General features: G+C 58.3%; 12 protein-coding genes and 1 pseudogene. 1 reads left to right on the top strand and 12 read right to left on the bottom strand.

Annotated features, from left to right (window positions below; translation table 11 throughout):
• Window positions 1-73: 73 nt before the first annotated feature.
• The 9 genes from PM3016_RS11850 to PM3016_RS11810 all read right to left on the bottom strand — a co-directional run bounded on the left by PM3016_RS11850 (window position 74) and on the right by PM3016_RS11810 (window position 12463).
• Entirely contained in the window at window positions 74-871 is a 798-nt protein-coding gene (locus tag PM3016_RS11850) for a Nif3-like dinuclear metal center hexameric protein (RefSeq protein WP_014369628.1), read from the bottom strand.
• Window positions 872-879: 8 nt separating this feature from the next.
• Window positions 880-1728: an SDR family oxidoreductase gene (locus PM3016_RS11845; RefSeq protein WP_014369627.1), complete on the bottom strand. Its 849-nt coding sequence runs from the start codon at window positions 1726-1728 to the stop codon at window positions 880-882.
• The gene (gene uxuA / locus PM3016_RS11840) at window positions 1728-2801 is read right to left on the bottom strand and encodes a mannonate dehydratase (RefSeq protein WP_014369626.1); all 1074 of its coding nucleotides are present in this window, start codon (window positions 2799-2801) and stop codon (window positions 1728-1730) included. Before uxuA ends, PM3016_RS11845 begins: the two co-directional genes overlap by 1 nt.
• A gap of 15 nt (window positions 2802-2816) precedes the next feature.
• Window positions 2817-3542 (bottom strand): GntR family transcriptional regulator, encoded by a 726-nt coding sequence (locus PM3016_RS11835; protein ID WP_014369625.1) that lies wholly within the window; start codon window positions 3540-3542, stop codon window positions 2817-2819.
• 479 nt (window positions 3543-4021) lie between these two features.
• Complete coding sequence (locus PM3016_RS11830; RefSeq protein WP_014369624.1) at window positions 4022-6391, bottom strand: glycoside hydrolase family 2 TIM barrel-domain containing protein; 2370 nt, start codon at window positions 6389-6391, stop codon at window positions 4022-4024.
• Between the two features lie 78 nt (window positions 6392-6469).
• Window positions 6470-7348, bottom strand: a complete 879-nt coding sequence (locus PM3016_RS11825; RefSeq protein ID WP_013915792.1) for a carbohydrate ABC transporter permease — start codon at window positions 7346-7348, stop codon at window positions 6470-6472.
• Window positions 7349-7360: 12 nt separating this feature from the next.
• Entirely contained in the window at window positions 7361-8263 is a 903-nt protein-coding gene (locus tag PM3016_RS11820; RefSeq protein ID WP_014369623.1) for an ABC transporter permease, read from the bottom strand.
• A 177-nt stretch (window positions 8264-8440) separates the two neighbouring features.
• Window positions 8441-10039, bottom strand: coding sequence for an extracellular solute-binding protein (locus PM3016_RS11815; RefSeq protein WP_014369622.1), 1599 nt, complete (start codon window positions 10037-10039; stop codon window positions 8441-8443).
• 174 nt (window positions 10040-10213) lie between these two features.
• Window positions 10214-12463, bottom strand: coding sequence for an AraC family transcriptional regulator (locus PM3016_RS11810; protein WP_014369621.1), 2250 nt, complete (start codon window positions 12461-12463; stop codon window positions 10214-10216).
• A 279-nt stretch (window positions 12464-12742) separates the two neighbouring features.
• Here PM3016_RS11810 and PM3016_RS11805 point away from each other — a divergent pair, with 279 nt between their 5' ends.
• Window positions 12743-13168 carry an SRPBCC family protein gene (locus PM3016_RS11805; protein ID WP_013915788.1) on the top strand — a complete coding sequence of 142 codons (426 nt, stop codon included), beginning with the start codon at window positions 12743-12745 and terminating at the stop codon, window positions 13166-13168.
• A 304-nt stretch (window positions 13169-13472) separates the two neighbouring features.
• Here PM3016_RS11805 and PM3016_RS11795 read toward each other — a convergent pair whose 3' ends face one another.
• The 3 genes and pseudogenes from PM3016_RS11795 to PM3016_RS11785 all read right to left on the bottom strand — a co-directional run bounded on the left by PM3016_RS11795 (window position 13473) and on the right by PM3016_RS11785 (window position 15974).
• Complete coding sequence (locus tag PM3016_RS11795) at window positions 13473-14054, bottom strand: SET domain-containing protein (protein WP_013915786.1); 582 nt, start codon at window positions 14052-14054, stop codon at window positions 13473-13475.
• A 162-nt stretch (window positions 14055-14216) separates the two neighbouring features.
• Window positions 14217-14670, bottom strand: a pseudogene (locus tag PM3016_RS11790) (helix-turn-helix domain-containing protein).
• Between the two features lie 209 nt (window positions 14671-14879).
• On the bottom strand, window positions 14880-15974 hold the full coding sequence (locus PM3016_RS11785) for a GerAB/ArcD/ProY family transporter (protein WP_014369619.1): 1095 nt from the start codon (window positions 15972-15974) through the stop codon (window positions 14880-14882).
• Window positions 15975-15978 lie beyond the last annotated feature (4 nt).

Here is a 15978-nt window from a genome sequence, read left to right as displayed (position 1 = left end):
GAAACGCAGGGGGGCAGCGGCCATGGCCGTACCGGCGCGTGTCACTCCTCCCCCTGCCGCTCAATATAACGTGCTATACCGCCCGGAACACCGGCTTATCCGCGAGAAAGTGCACGGGCACTTCCGGGAACCGGCGCTGTAGAAGCTCCGCCAGGTACCGCATGCCGGGCTCTTCGCTCTCCGCATGGCCGAGCATGATCAGCCCCTTCGGCCTGCCCTGGTGAACGGCATCCCGGACGTACTCGGGCGTCTCCCACTCCGGCCCTTCGCCGGCAATGATCAGGTCGACCTGCCCTTTCCCGAACAGCGGGATCGCGCTGCCCCCTCCGCCCCGGTAGCCGGCCAGCAGGCCGATCCGCGTACACGGCGTGGACAGATCGCCGCTCACCCGGACAAAGGCGAGGCCGAGGCGGCTTTTGACTACCTCGGCCGCCTCCCCCAGAGTTAGGGCGGGAACCTCGAGGATGGTAGCGGCAGGAAGATCCTCCACGACGTACTCCTCCCAGCCGAGGCTCTGCAGCAGGCCGGTCATAATCCCGTCCGGCCGGTACCGGTGCCAGTAATCATGGAAGCGGTAGATCGCCAGTCCCGAGGCTTCGATCCACTGCCGCTTCTCCAGATACACGGGATCCTGTTCGAGGAAATCGGCCGGGTCATGGTGGCTGTAATACGCCCCCTCGTGGGCGACCACCAGATTGGCCCCCAGGGCCGCCGCCTGCTCCAGGACGTGCTGCGTCGGCATGAATGCCGTGACAATACCGGTCACCACCCTATCCGGACTTCCGCATTTGAGGGTGTCGACCGTCTTCTCGAGCACGCCTACGGGCTCCTCCAGCGACCGGATGACCTCTCTTACCGTCAGGTGCGCCATCAGCTCCCTCACACTCCCGCGTAGGCCATGAACCCGCCGTCCACCGGCACCGTAATGCCGGTCACGAACCCGGACATGCTGTCGTCGGCCAGCCAGATCAGCGTACCGATCAGGTCGTCCGGCCGGCCGAACCGGCGCATCGGGGTGTGCGTGATGATCTTGTGGGAGCGCTCGGTCAGCGAGCCGTCCTCGTTCGTCAGGAGCCGGCGGTTCTGCTCCGTGAGGAAGAAGCCCGGCGCGATCGCGTTGACCCGGATGCCGACGTCGGCCATATGCACGGCGAGCCACTGGGTGAAGTTGTTGATCGCCGCCTTCGCCGCACTGTAGGCCGGCACCTTCGTCATCGGACTCGGCGCGCTCATCGAAGAGATGTTGATGACCACAGCCCCCGGCTTGTTAATCATCTGCTTCGCAAACACCTGCGTCGGGATCAGCGTCCCCAGGAAGTTCAGGTTGAACACGAAGCCGAAGCCCTCGTCCGTCAGGTCGAAGAAGGTCGTGATCTCCTTGTTGAGCAGATCCTCCGGCTTCAGCGTCTCGTTGGTCGTGCTGCCCTTCGGGTGGTTGCCGCCCGCCCCGTTGATCAGGATGTCGCACGGCCCGAGCTTCCCGCTGATGATGTCCGCCGCCGCCTGCACGTTCTCCGCGCTCAGAACATCGCACGCGACGGCCAGCGCTTCGCCTCCCGCCTCGCGGATCCGCTGCGCGACCGCCTCTCCTTTCTCCGCCGTGCGGTTCAGGATCGCCACCTTGACCCCATGGCGGCCGAGCTCCTCCGCCATCGCGGAGCAGAGCACCCCGCTGCCGCCCGTCACGACGGCGACTTTTCCCTGCAGATTCGTATGTACCGGTATCATCAGGCACTCTCCTTCGCATTTCGTTCCAGGGCATCCCATATGCCCCACAAATACATAATCCCCAGCGCCCGGTCGTACAGCCCGTAACCCGGACGGCACTGCTCATCCCAGATATGGCGTCCGTGGTCCGGTCTCGCGTAGCCGGTGAAGCCGTTCTCATGGTACGCCCGGACAATGTCCACGATATCCACGGTGCCGTCGCAGGCCCGGTGGGACGTTTCGATAAAATCGCCGTTCTCGTACACCTTCACGTTGCGGATGTGCGCGAACGGAATCCGGTCCGCGAACTCCCGGACCATCGCCGGTATGTCATTGGACGGATTGGCTCCGAGCGAGCCGCTGCACAGCGTAAGCCCGTTGGACGGGCTGTCGACCAGCTTCAGCAGCCTCCGGAAGTTCTCCCGCCCGGTCATGATTCTCGGCAGGCCGAAGATCGGCCAGGGCGGATCGTCCGGGTGAATCGCCATCCGGATGTCATGCTGCTCGGCGACCGGGATGACCCGCTCCAGGAAATACTGGAGGTTGTTCCACAGATCCTCCTCCGACACTTCCTTGTAAGCGTCGAAGAGCGGGGCCAGCCTGCGCAGCCGCTCCGGCTCCCAGCCGGGCATCGTGAAGTCGGGGTTCAGCGCGATTTTGCTCACGAGCTCCTGCGGATTCATCTCTTCCACCTTGGCCTTCTCGTAGAACAGGGCCGTCGATCCGTCTTCGTGCGCCTTGAACAGATCGGTGCGGATCCAATCGAAGACCGGCATGAAATTGTAGCAGATCGTCTTCGCTCCGACTTTCGCCAGCTTCTCGATCGTCCGGATGTAATTGTCGATATACACATCCCGCGAGGGCAGGCCCAGCTTGATGTCCTCATGCACGTTCACGCTCTCGACGACTTCCAGGTGAAGCCCGTATTCGTCCGCCTGCCGCTTGTAAGCCTCGATCTTGTCCATCGGCCATTCTTCGCCGACCGGCACATCATGCAGCGCCCATACGATGCCTTCGACACCGGGAATCTGCTTGATCTGCTTCAGGGAGACCGTATCGTTGCCTTCCCCATACCACCGGAACACCATTCTCATCGCACAAGTCCCCTTTTATTCTTGAAAATAGTCCGGATAAGCGCTCCGCAGCTCGGGCAGCTCGACATCCAGCTTGCCCAAATGATGCTCCAGCCGCTCGGCTGCAAGGGCCTCATTGCCCTGCTCGACCGCCTCCAGCAGGCCCTGGTGCTCCTCGATCATCTGCGGCATGTAGTGGTACTGCCGCAGGGCCAGGCACCGCAGCCGGTTCAAGTGCCCCCGCATCTGGGTGATGACCTGCTGCAGGGTCGCATTGCCGTTGACGCCGATCACCGCCTGGTGGAACGCTTCGTCGAGCTGCAGGAACCGCGCCGCATCCCCGGCCTCCGCCGCCTCACGCTGCTTCGCGAGCAGCTCCTCCGCCTCGGCCTTGACGCCCCCGTGCTCGCCGGGATGCCACAGCCGCGCAGCGAGCCGGAACGCGCCGAGCTCGAGCTGCCCGCGGATAAACCGCGCTTCGGCCACCTTGCGCAAGGAGATCCGGGCGATCCGGGTCCCCCGCTGCGGTAGCACCTCCAGCAGCCCTTCGCTGACGAGCAGCCGGATCGCCTCGCGGATCGGCGTGCGGCTGATCCCGAGCTCTTCGACGAGCTCGTTCTCGTAGATCATGCTCCCGGGCACGAGCCGCAGAGACACGATGTCGTCGCGGATGGCCTCATACACCCCCTGCGATTTGCGCTGGGCTGAGCCTTCCGAAGTGATGTTTGGAATGGGTATCCCCTTCCCTTCTTTGGATTCCATAGGCTATCCATCAACTTGTATACAAGCTTTCCGATAAAGCTATTGTACTCGCACTCACACTTGTATACAAGTAGAAATTTGCAGGATCAGCGTTTTGAGGGCTCTCCCCCATATGCAAGCAGCCCCCCTGTTTAAGCCGGGGGGCTGCTGCTATATGTCCATGGGGGCCGTGATACGAGGCTTTGATACGGGCCTTTGATCTGAGCTTGGATATGATCTTCGATATGAGCTTTGATATGAGCTTCCATACGGGGTTTCACTCCAAGGCGCTATTCCGGGAGGCGGATCCGGGATACGCTTGGCCGGCCGTCTTGTGCCTCATGGCCGGTCCGCCTTCATTCCGCTGCGGATGTCACAACGAGACATCTCGCCGCCCTCAGGCTGTGAACGGCCGGACCTTCGGTCACCGTCCGCAGCCAGCATCGCAGACAGGAGCTCCGCTGCTCTCCTGGCCTCAACCCCGCAGCCGCACAGCCCGTCTACTCACATACGATCGTCACGGCCGCCGCTTCCAGCCCCTCGGCCGAAGCCGTCAGCCGTAATGTCCCGGCCTGCTTGCCCGCCTGCACCACCACCAGGCACCGGCCGTGGTACGCGGATCTGGCGTTCGCCTTATACGGCTCGTCACTGTTCAGATCCCCGTTATCCACGCCGAGGATCGTGCCCTCCCCCTCGAGCGAGAAGGAGATCGCATGCTTCGCACCCGGTACGGGCACCCCTTGCTCATCGGTCACGATCACTTCCACGTGCGCAAGGTCGATGCCGTCTGCGGCAAGCCGGGTGCGATCGGCCTGCAGGGTCAGCTGCCTGGCTTCCCCTGCGGTTACGAGCTCGTGGGTGCACACGATCCGGCCCCCGATCCGGCCGACCGCCTTCACCCGGCCCGGCGCATAAGGCAGATGCCAGACCATCAGGCGGTCCGGATGGTCGGCGAGCCGCTTCTCCTCGTAGGACTCGTCGCCCACGACCAGCTCCACGCTCTCGCAGTTCGTGAAGGTCACCAGCCTCAGCAGCCTGCCTTCATAGTGCGGGAAGGTCCAGTGGGAGGCCATCGGCGGCGACATCCAGTGCTTCGTCCACTGCGGTGTATGCCCCTGCTCCAGCGTGTCGTCGAACACGGCGATCTGCACCATCGGCTCTTCCGACCACAAGCTCTCCTGCAGATACGAGACCGGCTTGCGGAAGCCGCACGTATCGATCAGGCCCGAGGACCAGCCTTTGGACGGGTAGGCGGATTCGCCCAGATAGTCGATGCCCGCCCAGACGAATTGGCCGATGACATAGTCGTGCTTCACGACGTCGAACCACGGATTGACCGGTTCGTAGCCCTTCACCCGGCTGCCCTTGCCCCGGTAGAACGGGAAGGTCTCGGTTCCCAGGATGAGGGTATCCGGCATCGCTTCGCGGTACTGCTCATACCACTGCTCCTGGTAGTTCAGGCCGAGGATGTCCACCCGCTCCGCCAGCTTCCGGGTATGCGCCACCTTCTCCTCGACCGTGCCGCTGCGCAGGCTCATCGGCCAGTTATGCGGCTCGAGCGCGCAGGTCACCGGGCGGGTTGGGTCCACGGTATGGCAGTGCTTCACGAGCAGGTCCAGCATCTCGAGCATGGAGTCCTGCCCCTGCTGCTCCACTTCGTTCCCGACGCTCCACAGGAAGATGCTCGGGTGGTTGCGGTCCCTCAGCAGCATGGCCTCCAGGTCGGCCTGCCACCATTCATCGAACAGCTCCGCGTAGTACAGCGATTTCCACTTGTCGAACGCCTCGTCGACCACGAGGAAGCCCATCCGGTCGCACAGATCGAGCAGTTCCGCCGTCATCGGGTTGTGGGCGAAGCGGACCGCGTTGCAGCCCATCTCCTTCAGCACGGCGAGCCGGCGCTCCATGGCGCGGTCGTTGTAAGCCGCTCCGAGGCAGCCGAGATCGTGGTGAATGCAGACACCCTTCAGCTTCGTGCCCACTCCGTTGACGAAGAAGCCCTCCCGGCTATCGAACCGGATCTCCCGGATCCCCAGCGGCGTGATATAGTCATCGGTCACCTGACCGTCGACAGCCACCGTGGTATAGGCATGGTACAAGGACGGCTGCTCCGGACTCCACCGCTTCGGCGTCTCCACCCGAATCTCTTGCGCGGATTCGGCGGTCTCCCCGCCCGGAACGACGGCCTTCGATTCGCCCCTGCCGACGACGGCTCCGTCCGCATCCACGATCTCCGTCGTGACCGTGCACGCCTTTGCCTCCGCATAGCCGTTGCGGACGTTCGTGCGGATCACGACTTTCGCCGAGGCCTCCGAGACTTGCGGTGTGGTGATGTAAGTGCCCCACTGCGCCACCTGCACAGGATCCGTGGAGAGCAGCCGGACATGCCGGTAGATCCCCGAGCCGGAGTACCAGCGGTCCGGAGGCATGACCGTATTGTCCACCTTCACCGACAGCACATTCTCCCCGTCCCGGTGGAGATATGGGGTGAGGTCATATTGAAAAGGGACGTATCCGTAAGGTCTGCTGCCGAGGTAATGTCCGTTGATCCAGACTTCGCTGTTGTTATGGACGCCGTCGAATTCGATGACGATCCTTCGTGCTTGGTCCGCCTCATCCAACGTGAATTTCTTCCGGTACCAGGCAACCGTCCACCGGGGCAGATAAGCGTGGCTGCCGCCGTGCTCCATCTCCGGGTCGAACGCTTCTTCGATGCTCCAGTCGTGCGGCACATCGAGCCGCCGCCACCGGCTGTCATCGAAGCCGGGGTTTTTCGCTCCCGCATAATTTCCTTTCGTGAACAGCCAGTCCGTGTCGAAGGGAATGACTCTCCGATGCTGCAGGCTTACTTTCGAAGCAACAACCGTCATGGGTACACCTCTTCATGGGTTTTTGGGATCGTGTCTCATTTGCCTCATTATCACACAACCGTTCACTGTCCGCGCTGCTCAGCCCTTTAACGCGCCTACCATAACTCCTTTGACAAAGTACTTCTGCAGGAAGGGATACAGCAGCAGGATCGGCCCCGTCGTCACCATGATCGCCGCATACTTCAGCGTCTCGGCCACGCTCTGGCTCTGCGCCAGCGTCGTCGTCCCTATCATATTGGCGTTATCATTTTCCAGAATTATATTGCGGACCACCAGTTGAACAGGGAACAAAGTCTGATCCCGCAGGAAGATCATGGCGGAGAACCAGCTGTTCCAATGACCAACCCCGTAGTACAGGATCATCACGGCCACCACCGGCATCGAGAGCGGGATGAAGATGCGGAAGAGGATCGTGAAGTGCCCGGCCCCGTCCAGGAACGCCGATTCTTCTAGCTCCTTCGGCAGCGACTGGAAGTACGTCCGCATGATGATCAGGTTGAAGGTGCTCACGGCCGACGGAAGAATCAGCGACCACAGCGTATTGGTCAGCCCGTACGCCTTCACGATGAGATAGAAGGGAATCAGTCCCCCCTGGAAAAACATCGTGAACACGACGAACATCATGATCGGCCTGCTCAGCTTCACATCGTCCCGGGAAAGGAAGTAGGCGCCGAGCGAGGTCATCGTCAGGTTAATCGCCACGCCGACAATCAGCACGAAGAGCGTGTTTTTGAAGCCCTGCATCAGGGCTGCGTTGCTGAATACCGCCTTGTAGCCGTCCAGGGAAAAGCCCTGGGGCCAGAGCAGGATTCCGTCGAAGGAGATCAGCCGGTTGCCGTCGCTCAGCGACGAGAACAAGATATACAGCAGGGGATACAGTGTTGCTATGATCAATACAATCATGATCAAATAGTTGACGATATCAAATATACGTTCGCCCAGTGTCGGTTTGATCACCGAAATCCCTCCTTACCACAGGCTGTTCTGGCTGACCTTCTTGCTGAGGTAGTTGGCTGCCAGCAGAATGCCGAAATTGATCAGGGAATTGAACAGCCCTACGGCGGTGCTGTAGCCATAGTTGAATTCCAGAATCCCCTTCCGGTACACAAAGGTCGAGATGACGTCCGCCGTCTCGTAGATACTCGCGCTGTAAAGCAGAATAATCTTCTCAAAGCCGACATTCATCAGGTTGCCGAGTGCCAGGATCAGCATGATCATGACCGTGGGCAGGATGCCCGGCAGGGTGATGTGCCAGATCTGGCCGAGCTTCGTGGCCCCGTCGATCTTGGCCGCCTCATACTGCTGCTGGTCGATGCCGGCGATCGCCGCGAGATAGATGATCGTGCCCCATCCGACCTGCTGCCAGATCTCGCTGATAACATAGATCGGCCGGAAGGATTCCGGCTGCTGCAGGAACGCCGCCCGCTCCCCGCCGAAGAAGGCGATCACGTCGTTGATCAGCCCGTCGGACAGGGTGAAGTACCGGATAATGCCGGCCACGACGACCAGGGTGATGAAGTGCGGCATGTACGTGATCGTCTGGGTAATACGCCGGAAGAGGCTGCTCTTCAGCTCGTTCAGCAGCAGGGCGAGGATAATCGGGGCGGGAAAGCCGAAGACGAGATTCGTCAGGCTGAGCAGGACCGTATTCTTGATGACCCGGAAGAAGTAAATGCTCGAGAAGAAGCTCTCGAAGTGCTTGAACCCGACCCACTCGCTCCCCCAGATGCCCCTGGCCGGCACAAACTGCTTGAAGGCGATCATCGCGCCGTACATCGGCGCATAGTGAAAGGCAATGTAATGCACCAGCACAGGGAGCATCATGAGATACAGCCACTTGTTGCGGGTGAGGTCTTTCCTTAAGCTGATCAAATCACACCACCGTCCCTTATTCAGCTCATGATGGGCAGGAACCGGGGAGGGCAGCCTTGGGCAGGCTCCAAGGCCGCGTCCACGGTCTCCGCCTGAAAAGTACCGCTCCGGCTTGAAGCTTCCGGATCAGCCCTTCGGACTTTGCGTTTAGCGTGAAGAGGTATTCCCTTTCGAACGTTACCGCTTCAGGTAGCGCTCGTACGCCGCCTGCTGAATCTCCAGCGCGCGCTCGATGCCGAGCCCCTTCATCTGCTCCACATATTTGTCATAGGCTTCCACCGGCTCGGCGCCCAGGATGATCTTCAGCTCCGCCTCTTTGACCAGGGCGTTGATGTCGTTCATGATGCTCGCCATCTCATCGGCCTCCTCTGCGGTCGGCGTCACCGGCGGCAGCAGATGTTGGGCATGATTCGTGTTCCGCCAGATATCGAGGGCATCCTTGGTCTGCTGGTATTTGGCGGGCAGATGGTTGTCCCGCTGGATCATCGGGAAGTTCGTCCCGTGGGCATACTGCATCATGACCTGGTCGCTGCCGAGCCCCTCCGGATTCTTCACGACAAGATCCTTGTATACGGGCTTGCCGTCCTTCAGCACATACGTCACGCCCTCGATGCCGAACGTATTGAGCATGCTGCCTTCCTCGGAATAAGCGTAGTCCAGCCACCGCATGGCCGCCTCCACGTTCTTCGTCTTCGCCGAGATGGCCGCAGAGCTCGTGCCCGCATACGCGTTGTCGAGCTGGCCGAATTCCGGCTTCGTGCCTTTCTTCAGCACCGGATACGGCGCGGCGACATAATTGGCCTTCGGATCGGCAGCCTGGGCGGCGGCGTTATACTTCTCGATATAGAACTGCCACCCGAACGTGGCTCCGCTGACACCCGACGTCATTTTCTTATCCACCGTCGCCGCATCGATCGAAGCGAAGTCTTTGTCAATCAGCCCTTCCTTGTACCACTGGTTCATCGTCTTCAGGTATTCCTTGTACTCCGGCTCGAGATAGCCGTAGACGACCTTGCCGTTCTTGACGTAGTAGTTGCCCATGACACCGTAAGCGCCTGCGAAGCCGGCCGTGCGCTCCCCCAGGAACATCGTGCGGAAGGTGACCGGCGCCGCGGCGTTCTTCTTCTCCTTGAAGGCCTTGAGCACCGTATGCCATTCGTCGATAGTCTCCGGCACGCTGAGCCCGAGCTCGTCCAGCCAATCCTTGCGGATGATGGGACCGCCGTACACCCGGCCCGCCTCCGAGCGGATGAACGGGAACGCGTAGTAGGTGCCGTTATCGGTCTTGATCATCTTGTCGATCTCCGGATGCTCCTGAAGCGCTTTCTTGAGGTTCGGCGCATGCTGGTCGATGAGGTCGTTCAGCTTCAGAATATACCCCTGCTCCACCGCCTTGTCCGGTCCGCCCGGATACTGCAGCCACGTATTGAGGAAAATATCCGGCAGTTCGCCGGAGGCGAGCAGCAGGCTGAACTTCTGATCGGTCATCGGCGTGCCGCCGAGATGCTTGATCGCGATGCCGGTGCGCTTCTGGTATTCGTCGTCGATCGGCGCCCTGGCGGGAATGCCCCCCAGCGCCTCCGTCATATAAGTCAGTTCAATATTCCCCGGCATGGGATAAGTGAAATTCGCATTCGCGCTCTTGCCGCTCTCCTCGGTCTGCGGCTTCGCCGCCTCCTCCCCGCCCTGCCCCCCGGTACATCCGGCGGCCAGCAGAGCCGACCCGAGAATCATCGTGAATGAAGTATACCGCTTTCGTTTCGTCCATGACTTCATCAAGCATTCCCCCACCAATGGTATGATTAGCCTTCGTGTTTCCGCTCCCCCACTGTAAGGCACGGGGCTCCGCCGAGACAATGTTCAATTTCGCAACTGCGTCGACCATACGAAAAAAAGACGATCGTTCGTTTGAAACCGGTCGCCTTTTTCCCATCTTATATGGAATGAACTCTATTGAATGCTCTTGTACTTGCCGGGCGTGATGCCCTCGTACTTCTTGAATACCCGGATGAAGGCACTGCTGCTGGAGAAGCCGACCTTTGCCGCCGTCTCTTCGATGGGAGACCCGCGGTCGAGCAGCCCCTTGGCCTGTGTGACCCGGTACTGGCTGATGAAGTCATGCAGCCCCTGTCCCGCATGCTCCTTGAACAGCTTCGAGACATATTGGGGCGTGATGCCGAAGTGGGCGCCGATCAGCGATACGCTGAGATTGTCGTCCGCATAGTTGGCCTTCACGTATTCCTCCACCTGGCTGCCGACACCCGGGTTCGCCGCAAGGGAGAGCTTCTCGCTGACGCACCCGCACACCAGCGTCACGATCTCCATGAGCACCTGCCGGAATTCGGCTCGGGTGGAGCAGGCGAGCAGCCGCTTCACGGGACGCCGCTCTTCCCACTGGGCAGACCGTCGGGCTTCCTGTGGAAGGGTCTTGAGCATCGTGCTCGCAAGATCGATCATCGCGCAGCGGATGATATCAATGGACGCATGCTGACCGAAGACCTGGGCCATAAGCCCGTCAAGCATCTGAACCGCCTTGTCCTGCTCGCCGCTCTTGATGAGGTTGATCAGGATCATCTCGTCATTCATGGACACGTAGTAGTCCGTCTCTTCCGGCTTGACCGCCTCGTACCAGATGAAGCCGCTCTCTTCGAGCAGCAGGCTGTATTCCCGGGCCTCGAGCGCCTGCAGGAACCCCTGGTGAATGCCCTGCAGCCCGTCCTGCCGCCCGCTTCCCGCCGCAGTGAAGGACAGACGGTACCGCCCGCCGATGAATTCGAGGGCTTCGGCGAGCGCCTCCTCCACATCATCCTTCCAGGCAGAGGCATGCTCCGGATGGATATTGATCAGTCCGGCCAGCATCCCGTCCAGATCGGCGAAGTGGATGCCGTGCCGCCGCCCGATGAGATCCATCACAATATTCGAGACGATAAAATGAGCCAGATCCAGCGCAATCCCGCCGTCCTGTCCGGGCTCCAGATGAAAGAGCAGTACGGCGAACTCCTCCGACTTCCAGCCCAGCCGGTACCCCTTCGCCGCTTCCGCCGCGGAGAGCGCTTCCTCCGCCTGTCCCTTGAGCAGGCGGGACAGATAATATCCCTGCAGCACGCGCAGCTGCTGGTCCTGCCGGATGTTCATCTCCTCCCGCTCCTGAAGCGCCGCGAGCACATTCTCCCGGATGAACGTGTATTCATCCGTCGGGCTCTCCTCCCGGTCCTTCTTGAACCGGGAGAAGACGTGGACGAGCTCCCGGACCGGCCCATAGTTCTTGCGGGCAAAGTACGAGATGACGCCGGCTCCGATCAGGCAGCATACGAGCAGACCGAGCAGGTTCAGGTTGCGGATCTGTCTCGCCTTCTCCCAGAAGATATCCGACGGGAAGACGGAGATGTAACGCCATCGGGCCGTATCCGAATCCAGGGAGGAGACGATGCTGTCCGGCTCATCCGATACGCCGGGGGAGGCGGTGGGAACGCTCCCGCCCTGACGGTTCTGGAACAGAATCCGGTTCTGCTCATCCATGATGAAGATGCGGCCCTGGTTCACCCAGTCCACGTTCTCGAGCAGATGCAGAATCTTGTTCCGGTTGATCGGCATCATCAGGGCTCCGGCCGGCCGGCTCTCCCCTTTCTTCGCCAGGGTTTCCTGAAAGACGACCGTCTCGTCCATCCTTCCGGCGTCGGTGACCGGCATGAGCCGGTAGGTCTTGCGGCCCGGCTCCCGGACCGCGGATAACCACATCTCATACGTGAAGCCCGGCGACCGGTGCGTCACTTCATAGAACATCGGGGCATCCGCGTAGGTCTCGCTCGAAAGCACCTTGTTCAGCGGGTTCGAATAGATGTAAATCCCCTGGACGAAATCGTTCAGCGCCTTGTACTTGCTGAGCTCCTGCCCGGTCTGATAAATCTGGAACGAATGCGCCGCTTCCGTATCGCCTCCAAGCTCCAGAAAGCGTTTGATCTCCGGATCGATGGAGAGCTGGGCGGCCAGCTTCTCCGTCTGCTTCAGCTCGTTGTCGACCACATACTTGACCTGATTCAGCATGGCATTGCTGGCGCGCCGAATCTCATATTCCACGATCTCCCGGGTCTGCATATAGACGACCGCACTGATAAGAACAGGAATGATCATGATCACCGCGTAGGATACGATCCACTTCACCGCCACGCTCCGGCTCCACTGCTTCCAGTTTCGTACCATGTCCTGCGCTCCCCGAATCTGCATTTTTTCTACATTATAGCCGACCCTCCCCAGAATTCAAGGAAACGGTTTCAAAATACGGTCCGCATTTTCGCAAAAAACCGATCTACAAAAAAGAAAATCATCGTCAATTTGTAAACTTGGCAGAGCCGCGGACACCTGGCTGCCTTTCCGGAAATCACGATATGCCTGAGTCTATCTGCCCTACCCCATTCTCTTATTCCAATGGTATATTTAACCGGTAAGCTAAAATCCATTGAAGGAGCTGATCGCAACACCATGACAGCAGAACAGAAAGCAGCCATCACCGTAGAAACTACCGTACATGCACCGATCGAAAAAGTATGGGCTTGTTGGACGGAGCCGCAGCATATTACAGGGTGGTCTTTTGCAACGGATGAATGGCACGCGCCGAAGGCTGAAAATGATTTAAGGACCGGCGGAACCTTCCTTACACGGATGGAAGCGAAGGACGGCAGCTTTGGCTTTGATTTCAGCGGAGTGTATGACGAAGTTCAATGGCATGAATTGATTTCCTACACGCTTGGAGACGGAAGAAAAGTTACGGTTACTTTCAGCAGTCAAGGCAGCGACACAAAGGTAATCCAAGTTTTTGAGGCGGAGGGCGAGAATCCCGTCGAAATGCAGCAAGCAGGATGGCAGGCGTTTTTGGATAATTTCAAAAAATATTGTGAAGCTTCTTAAGATCAGCACAAAAGCGAGGCCACCGTCCAATGCTGCGGCAGCCTCGTTTTTTTATTTTCCGCTATCCAGTACCGCCGCGGGCGATTTCCCCCTCCCCTCCCAGCAGCACGGTCTTACCGCCGGACAGCCCGGGTTTGAACCCCAATATGATCTGAACAATGACGGAAAAATCGATATGGCAGATGCGCTTCACACAGCGAGGAAAGCGGTGAAGACGCCGTAACCTCGCTCCACTGACCGCCCTCAGCTGAAAGGCTGAAAGCGGTTTTTCTGTTGACAATAGAAGTCAAAGTCAACCCGTGTTTTACTCAAACATCAGAAGTATCGAGCTTAACGGTTTGCTTCCTTCGGCTACCGCATTGACTTCGTCGATCAGCTCCTTCGGGATTAAGTGTTTCAGCGGCTGTTCCACACGATTGAAATCCTTGAATGCTTCCCTGGCCAACTCATCCCATTCCTGATAGCAGCTTAAATAATCCTCCGCTGTCACTCTTGTCCGGGTTGTGCCTTCTTCCGGTTCACATTCAAATTCTTCGTCTTCCCCCATGATTCCATAATCGGAGGTCAGCTGTTCACCAGGGTGAATATCCCTCGCCGCCAATTGAAACTCAAATACCGTATCGATACAGTTCGGACGAAAGCTGTGATTCATATACCTGGAATGATCCCAGTTCAGGATATACTGTCCGTCGCCGTTTGGATAAGTGTATTTATAAACCATTCTCTGACGAAGCTCATCCAGAGAATGGACAAATTCCTCCTCGAGGACCAGGTCTAAACTATCCGCTATCCAGACGATGGTTCCCTTTGGGATGAATTTTGTCGCAACTACACCTAGACCTACCTTATCGTTAATATATCGGATATCGGTATCGGGATGGATCATAACCAAGCCCCCCTGTTCAGAATGATGTATACTATTCACTCGAGTTGGGGATTGGCTTCATCTATGACCCAAAATACCGCCGCGACTCTTCAAAAGAGGCATATATGGAAAAAAATCCGCTGTGCGCCCCCCTCATCCGTCCGGAGCCACATTGGCTTTGGATCAGTCTTGTTTGTATTTTTCCTTAAGAATGCCGGAACCGATTCCCGCAAAGACCATCAAGATCAAGGGGCCAACATTTCAAAAAAATCTCCCCCCGAGCAAGGTAACGTCCAGTGAAGTAAATCGGTTCAGAAGGAGGACGCCGATCTTGATCACCAAAAGAACAACGCCTGCTAAGAATAAGACATCAAAAATGAATTTTGATTTCGGATAAGCCAGCTGCTTGCTTTTCCTTGATCACCTGTTTTGTCAACTCTTCGTCACTCCTTAATAACTCATCGATGGTTAAACCAAACAGATCACTGATTTTAATAATGATTTCAATGCTGGGGTAGTTCTGACCGTTCTCCCATTTCGAAACGGACTGCCGGCTAACAAACAGCTTCTCGGCCAGTTCCTCCTGTGTCCAGCCCTTTTTCCCTCTCTCCGTTTTTAACTTCTCCCCAAAGATCACAGCAGCACAACCTTCCTGCAATGGATAAGCCAATAGTAGTTTCACCGCAGGGAAATGAAAAGAACGCATTGGTTACATCCCCCCGCAACCTGCGGTTGCGGCCTTAAACAGCCCCCGTTCAGAAACCTATATCCATTATATGGTATACACAGCGTAAAAAAGAGCCCCCCACCCGGACTTACTTGACCGAGTGAAGAACTCTTTTGGAGTCAAGCCTTCTTCTTGAACCTGAAGAGCGTCAAGGCGTACAGCCCCAAAGGAATCCCGAGACATACCGTAAAATCAAAGAACGGCCAGTAGCTTCCCGCCAGGTTGTTAAAGTACGAAATGTTCGGAAAGGCGACGATGGAGGAGACGAGCAGTATCATGCCGAGCGGCAGGGTCGTCAGCTTGGGTTCGCTCATCCGGGTCAGATAGGCCGTACCCAGCATCAGGGCATAGAAATTCATGACCGTCTTGAAATAGGTGGTAATGATCCACATCACTCCAAGAATCACTTCAATGCGTTCCAGGAAATTACCGATCCCAATTTTTTTCGCCAGCGAATAAGCGGGATAAATCTGATTGGCCGCGACTGGAGCTCCGATGACCACAATCGTCAGAACAATGACAATCTCCAGGACGATGCCTCCGATCAGCGCGCCCATCAGCATGCTTCGGTGCATCTGCTCCTTTTTGTTCACAGAAGACAGAATCACGAGAAAACAGACGGCTTCCGCGAACGGAAAGGTGATGGCCGTCAGCGATCCGTAGAGTACCGGCTTGACGCCGCTGCTGAAAGGGATCATCACATTCTGCAGGTCGATCTCCGGCAGCAAGCAGACAGCCAGCAGGCAGAACAGCAGGAAAAAGTGGGGAAACAGCAGCTCCCCCGTACGCACGAGCGTCTCGATCCCGAGCCGCGCTCCGAGCACGACGATGAACAGGAATAACAGCTGGATCGATTGAATCGGGGTCAGCGGCATGATCTGCGTCGTCATGAAATCGCCCATCTCCCGGACCTGGGCGGACACCATGATAAAAAAGTAAAAGCAAAGCAAGAGGGCGGCGGCTCGTCCGCCCCACTTCCCCAGAACGCGGCTGCTGTACTCATACAGGTTCAGCTCAGGATGAAGCTTCCCGAGCCTTGCGAACAGATAGATAAAGAGCAGTCCGACCGACAGCCCGATCAGCCCGGAAATCCACGCATCCTCCTGGGCATACATGGCCGGGAAGGAGGGCAGCACCAGGATGGAGTCTCCGATGACGTACAGCGTAACCAGGACGGTTAGCTGCCGGTTGTTGATTTTCACCTGGCTCTGCATGACG

This window comes from Paenibacillus mucilaginosus 3016, assembly GCF_000250655.1.
Taxonomy (GTDB): domain Bacteria; phylum Bacillota; class Bacilli; order Paenibacillales; family NBRC-103111; genus Paenibacillus_G; species Paenibacillus_G mucilaginosus.
The sequence above is the reverse complement of the archived record's forward strand: the minus strand, read 5'-3'. Positions and strand labels throughout refer to the sequence as shown.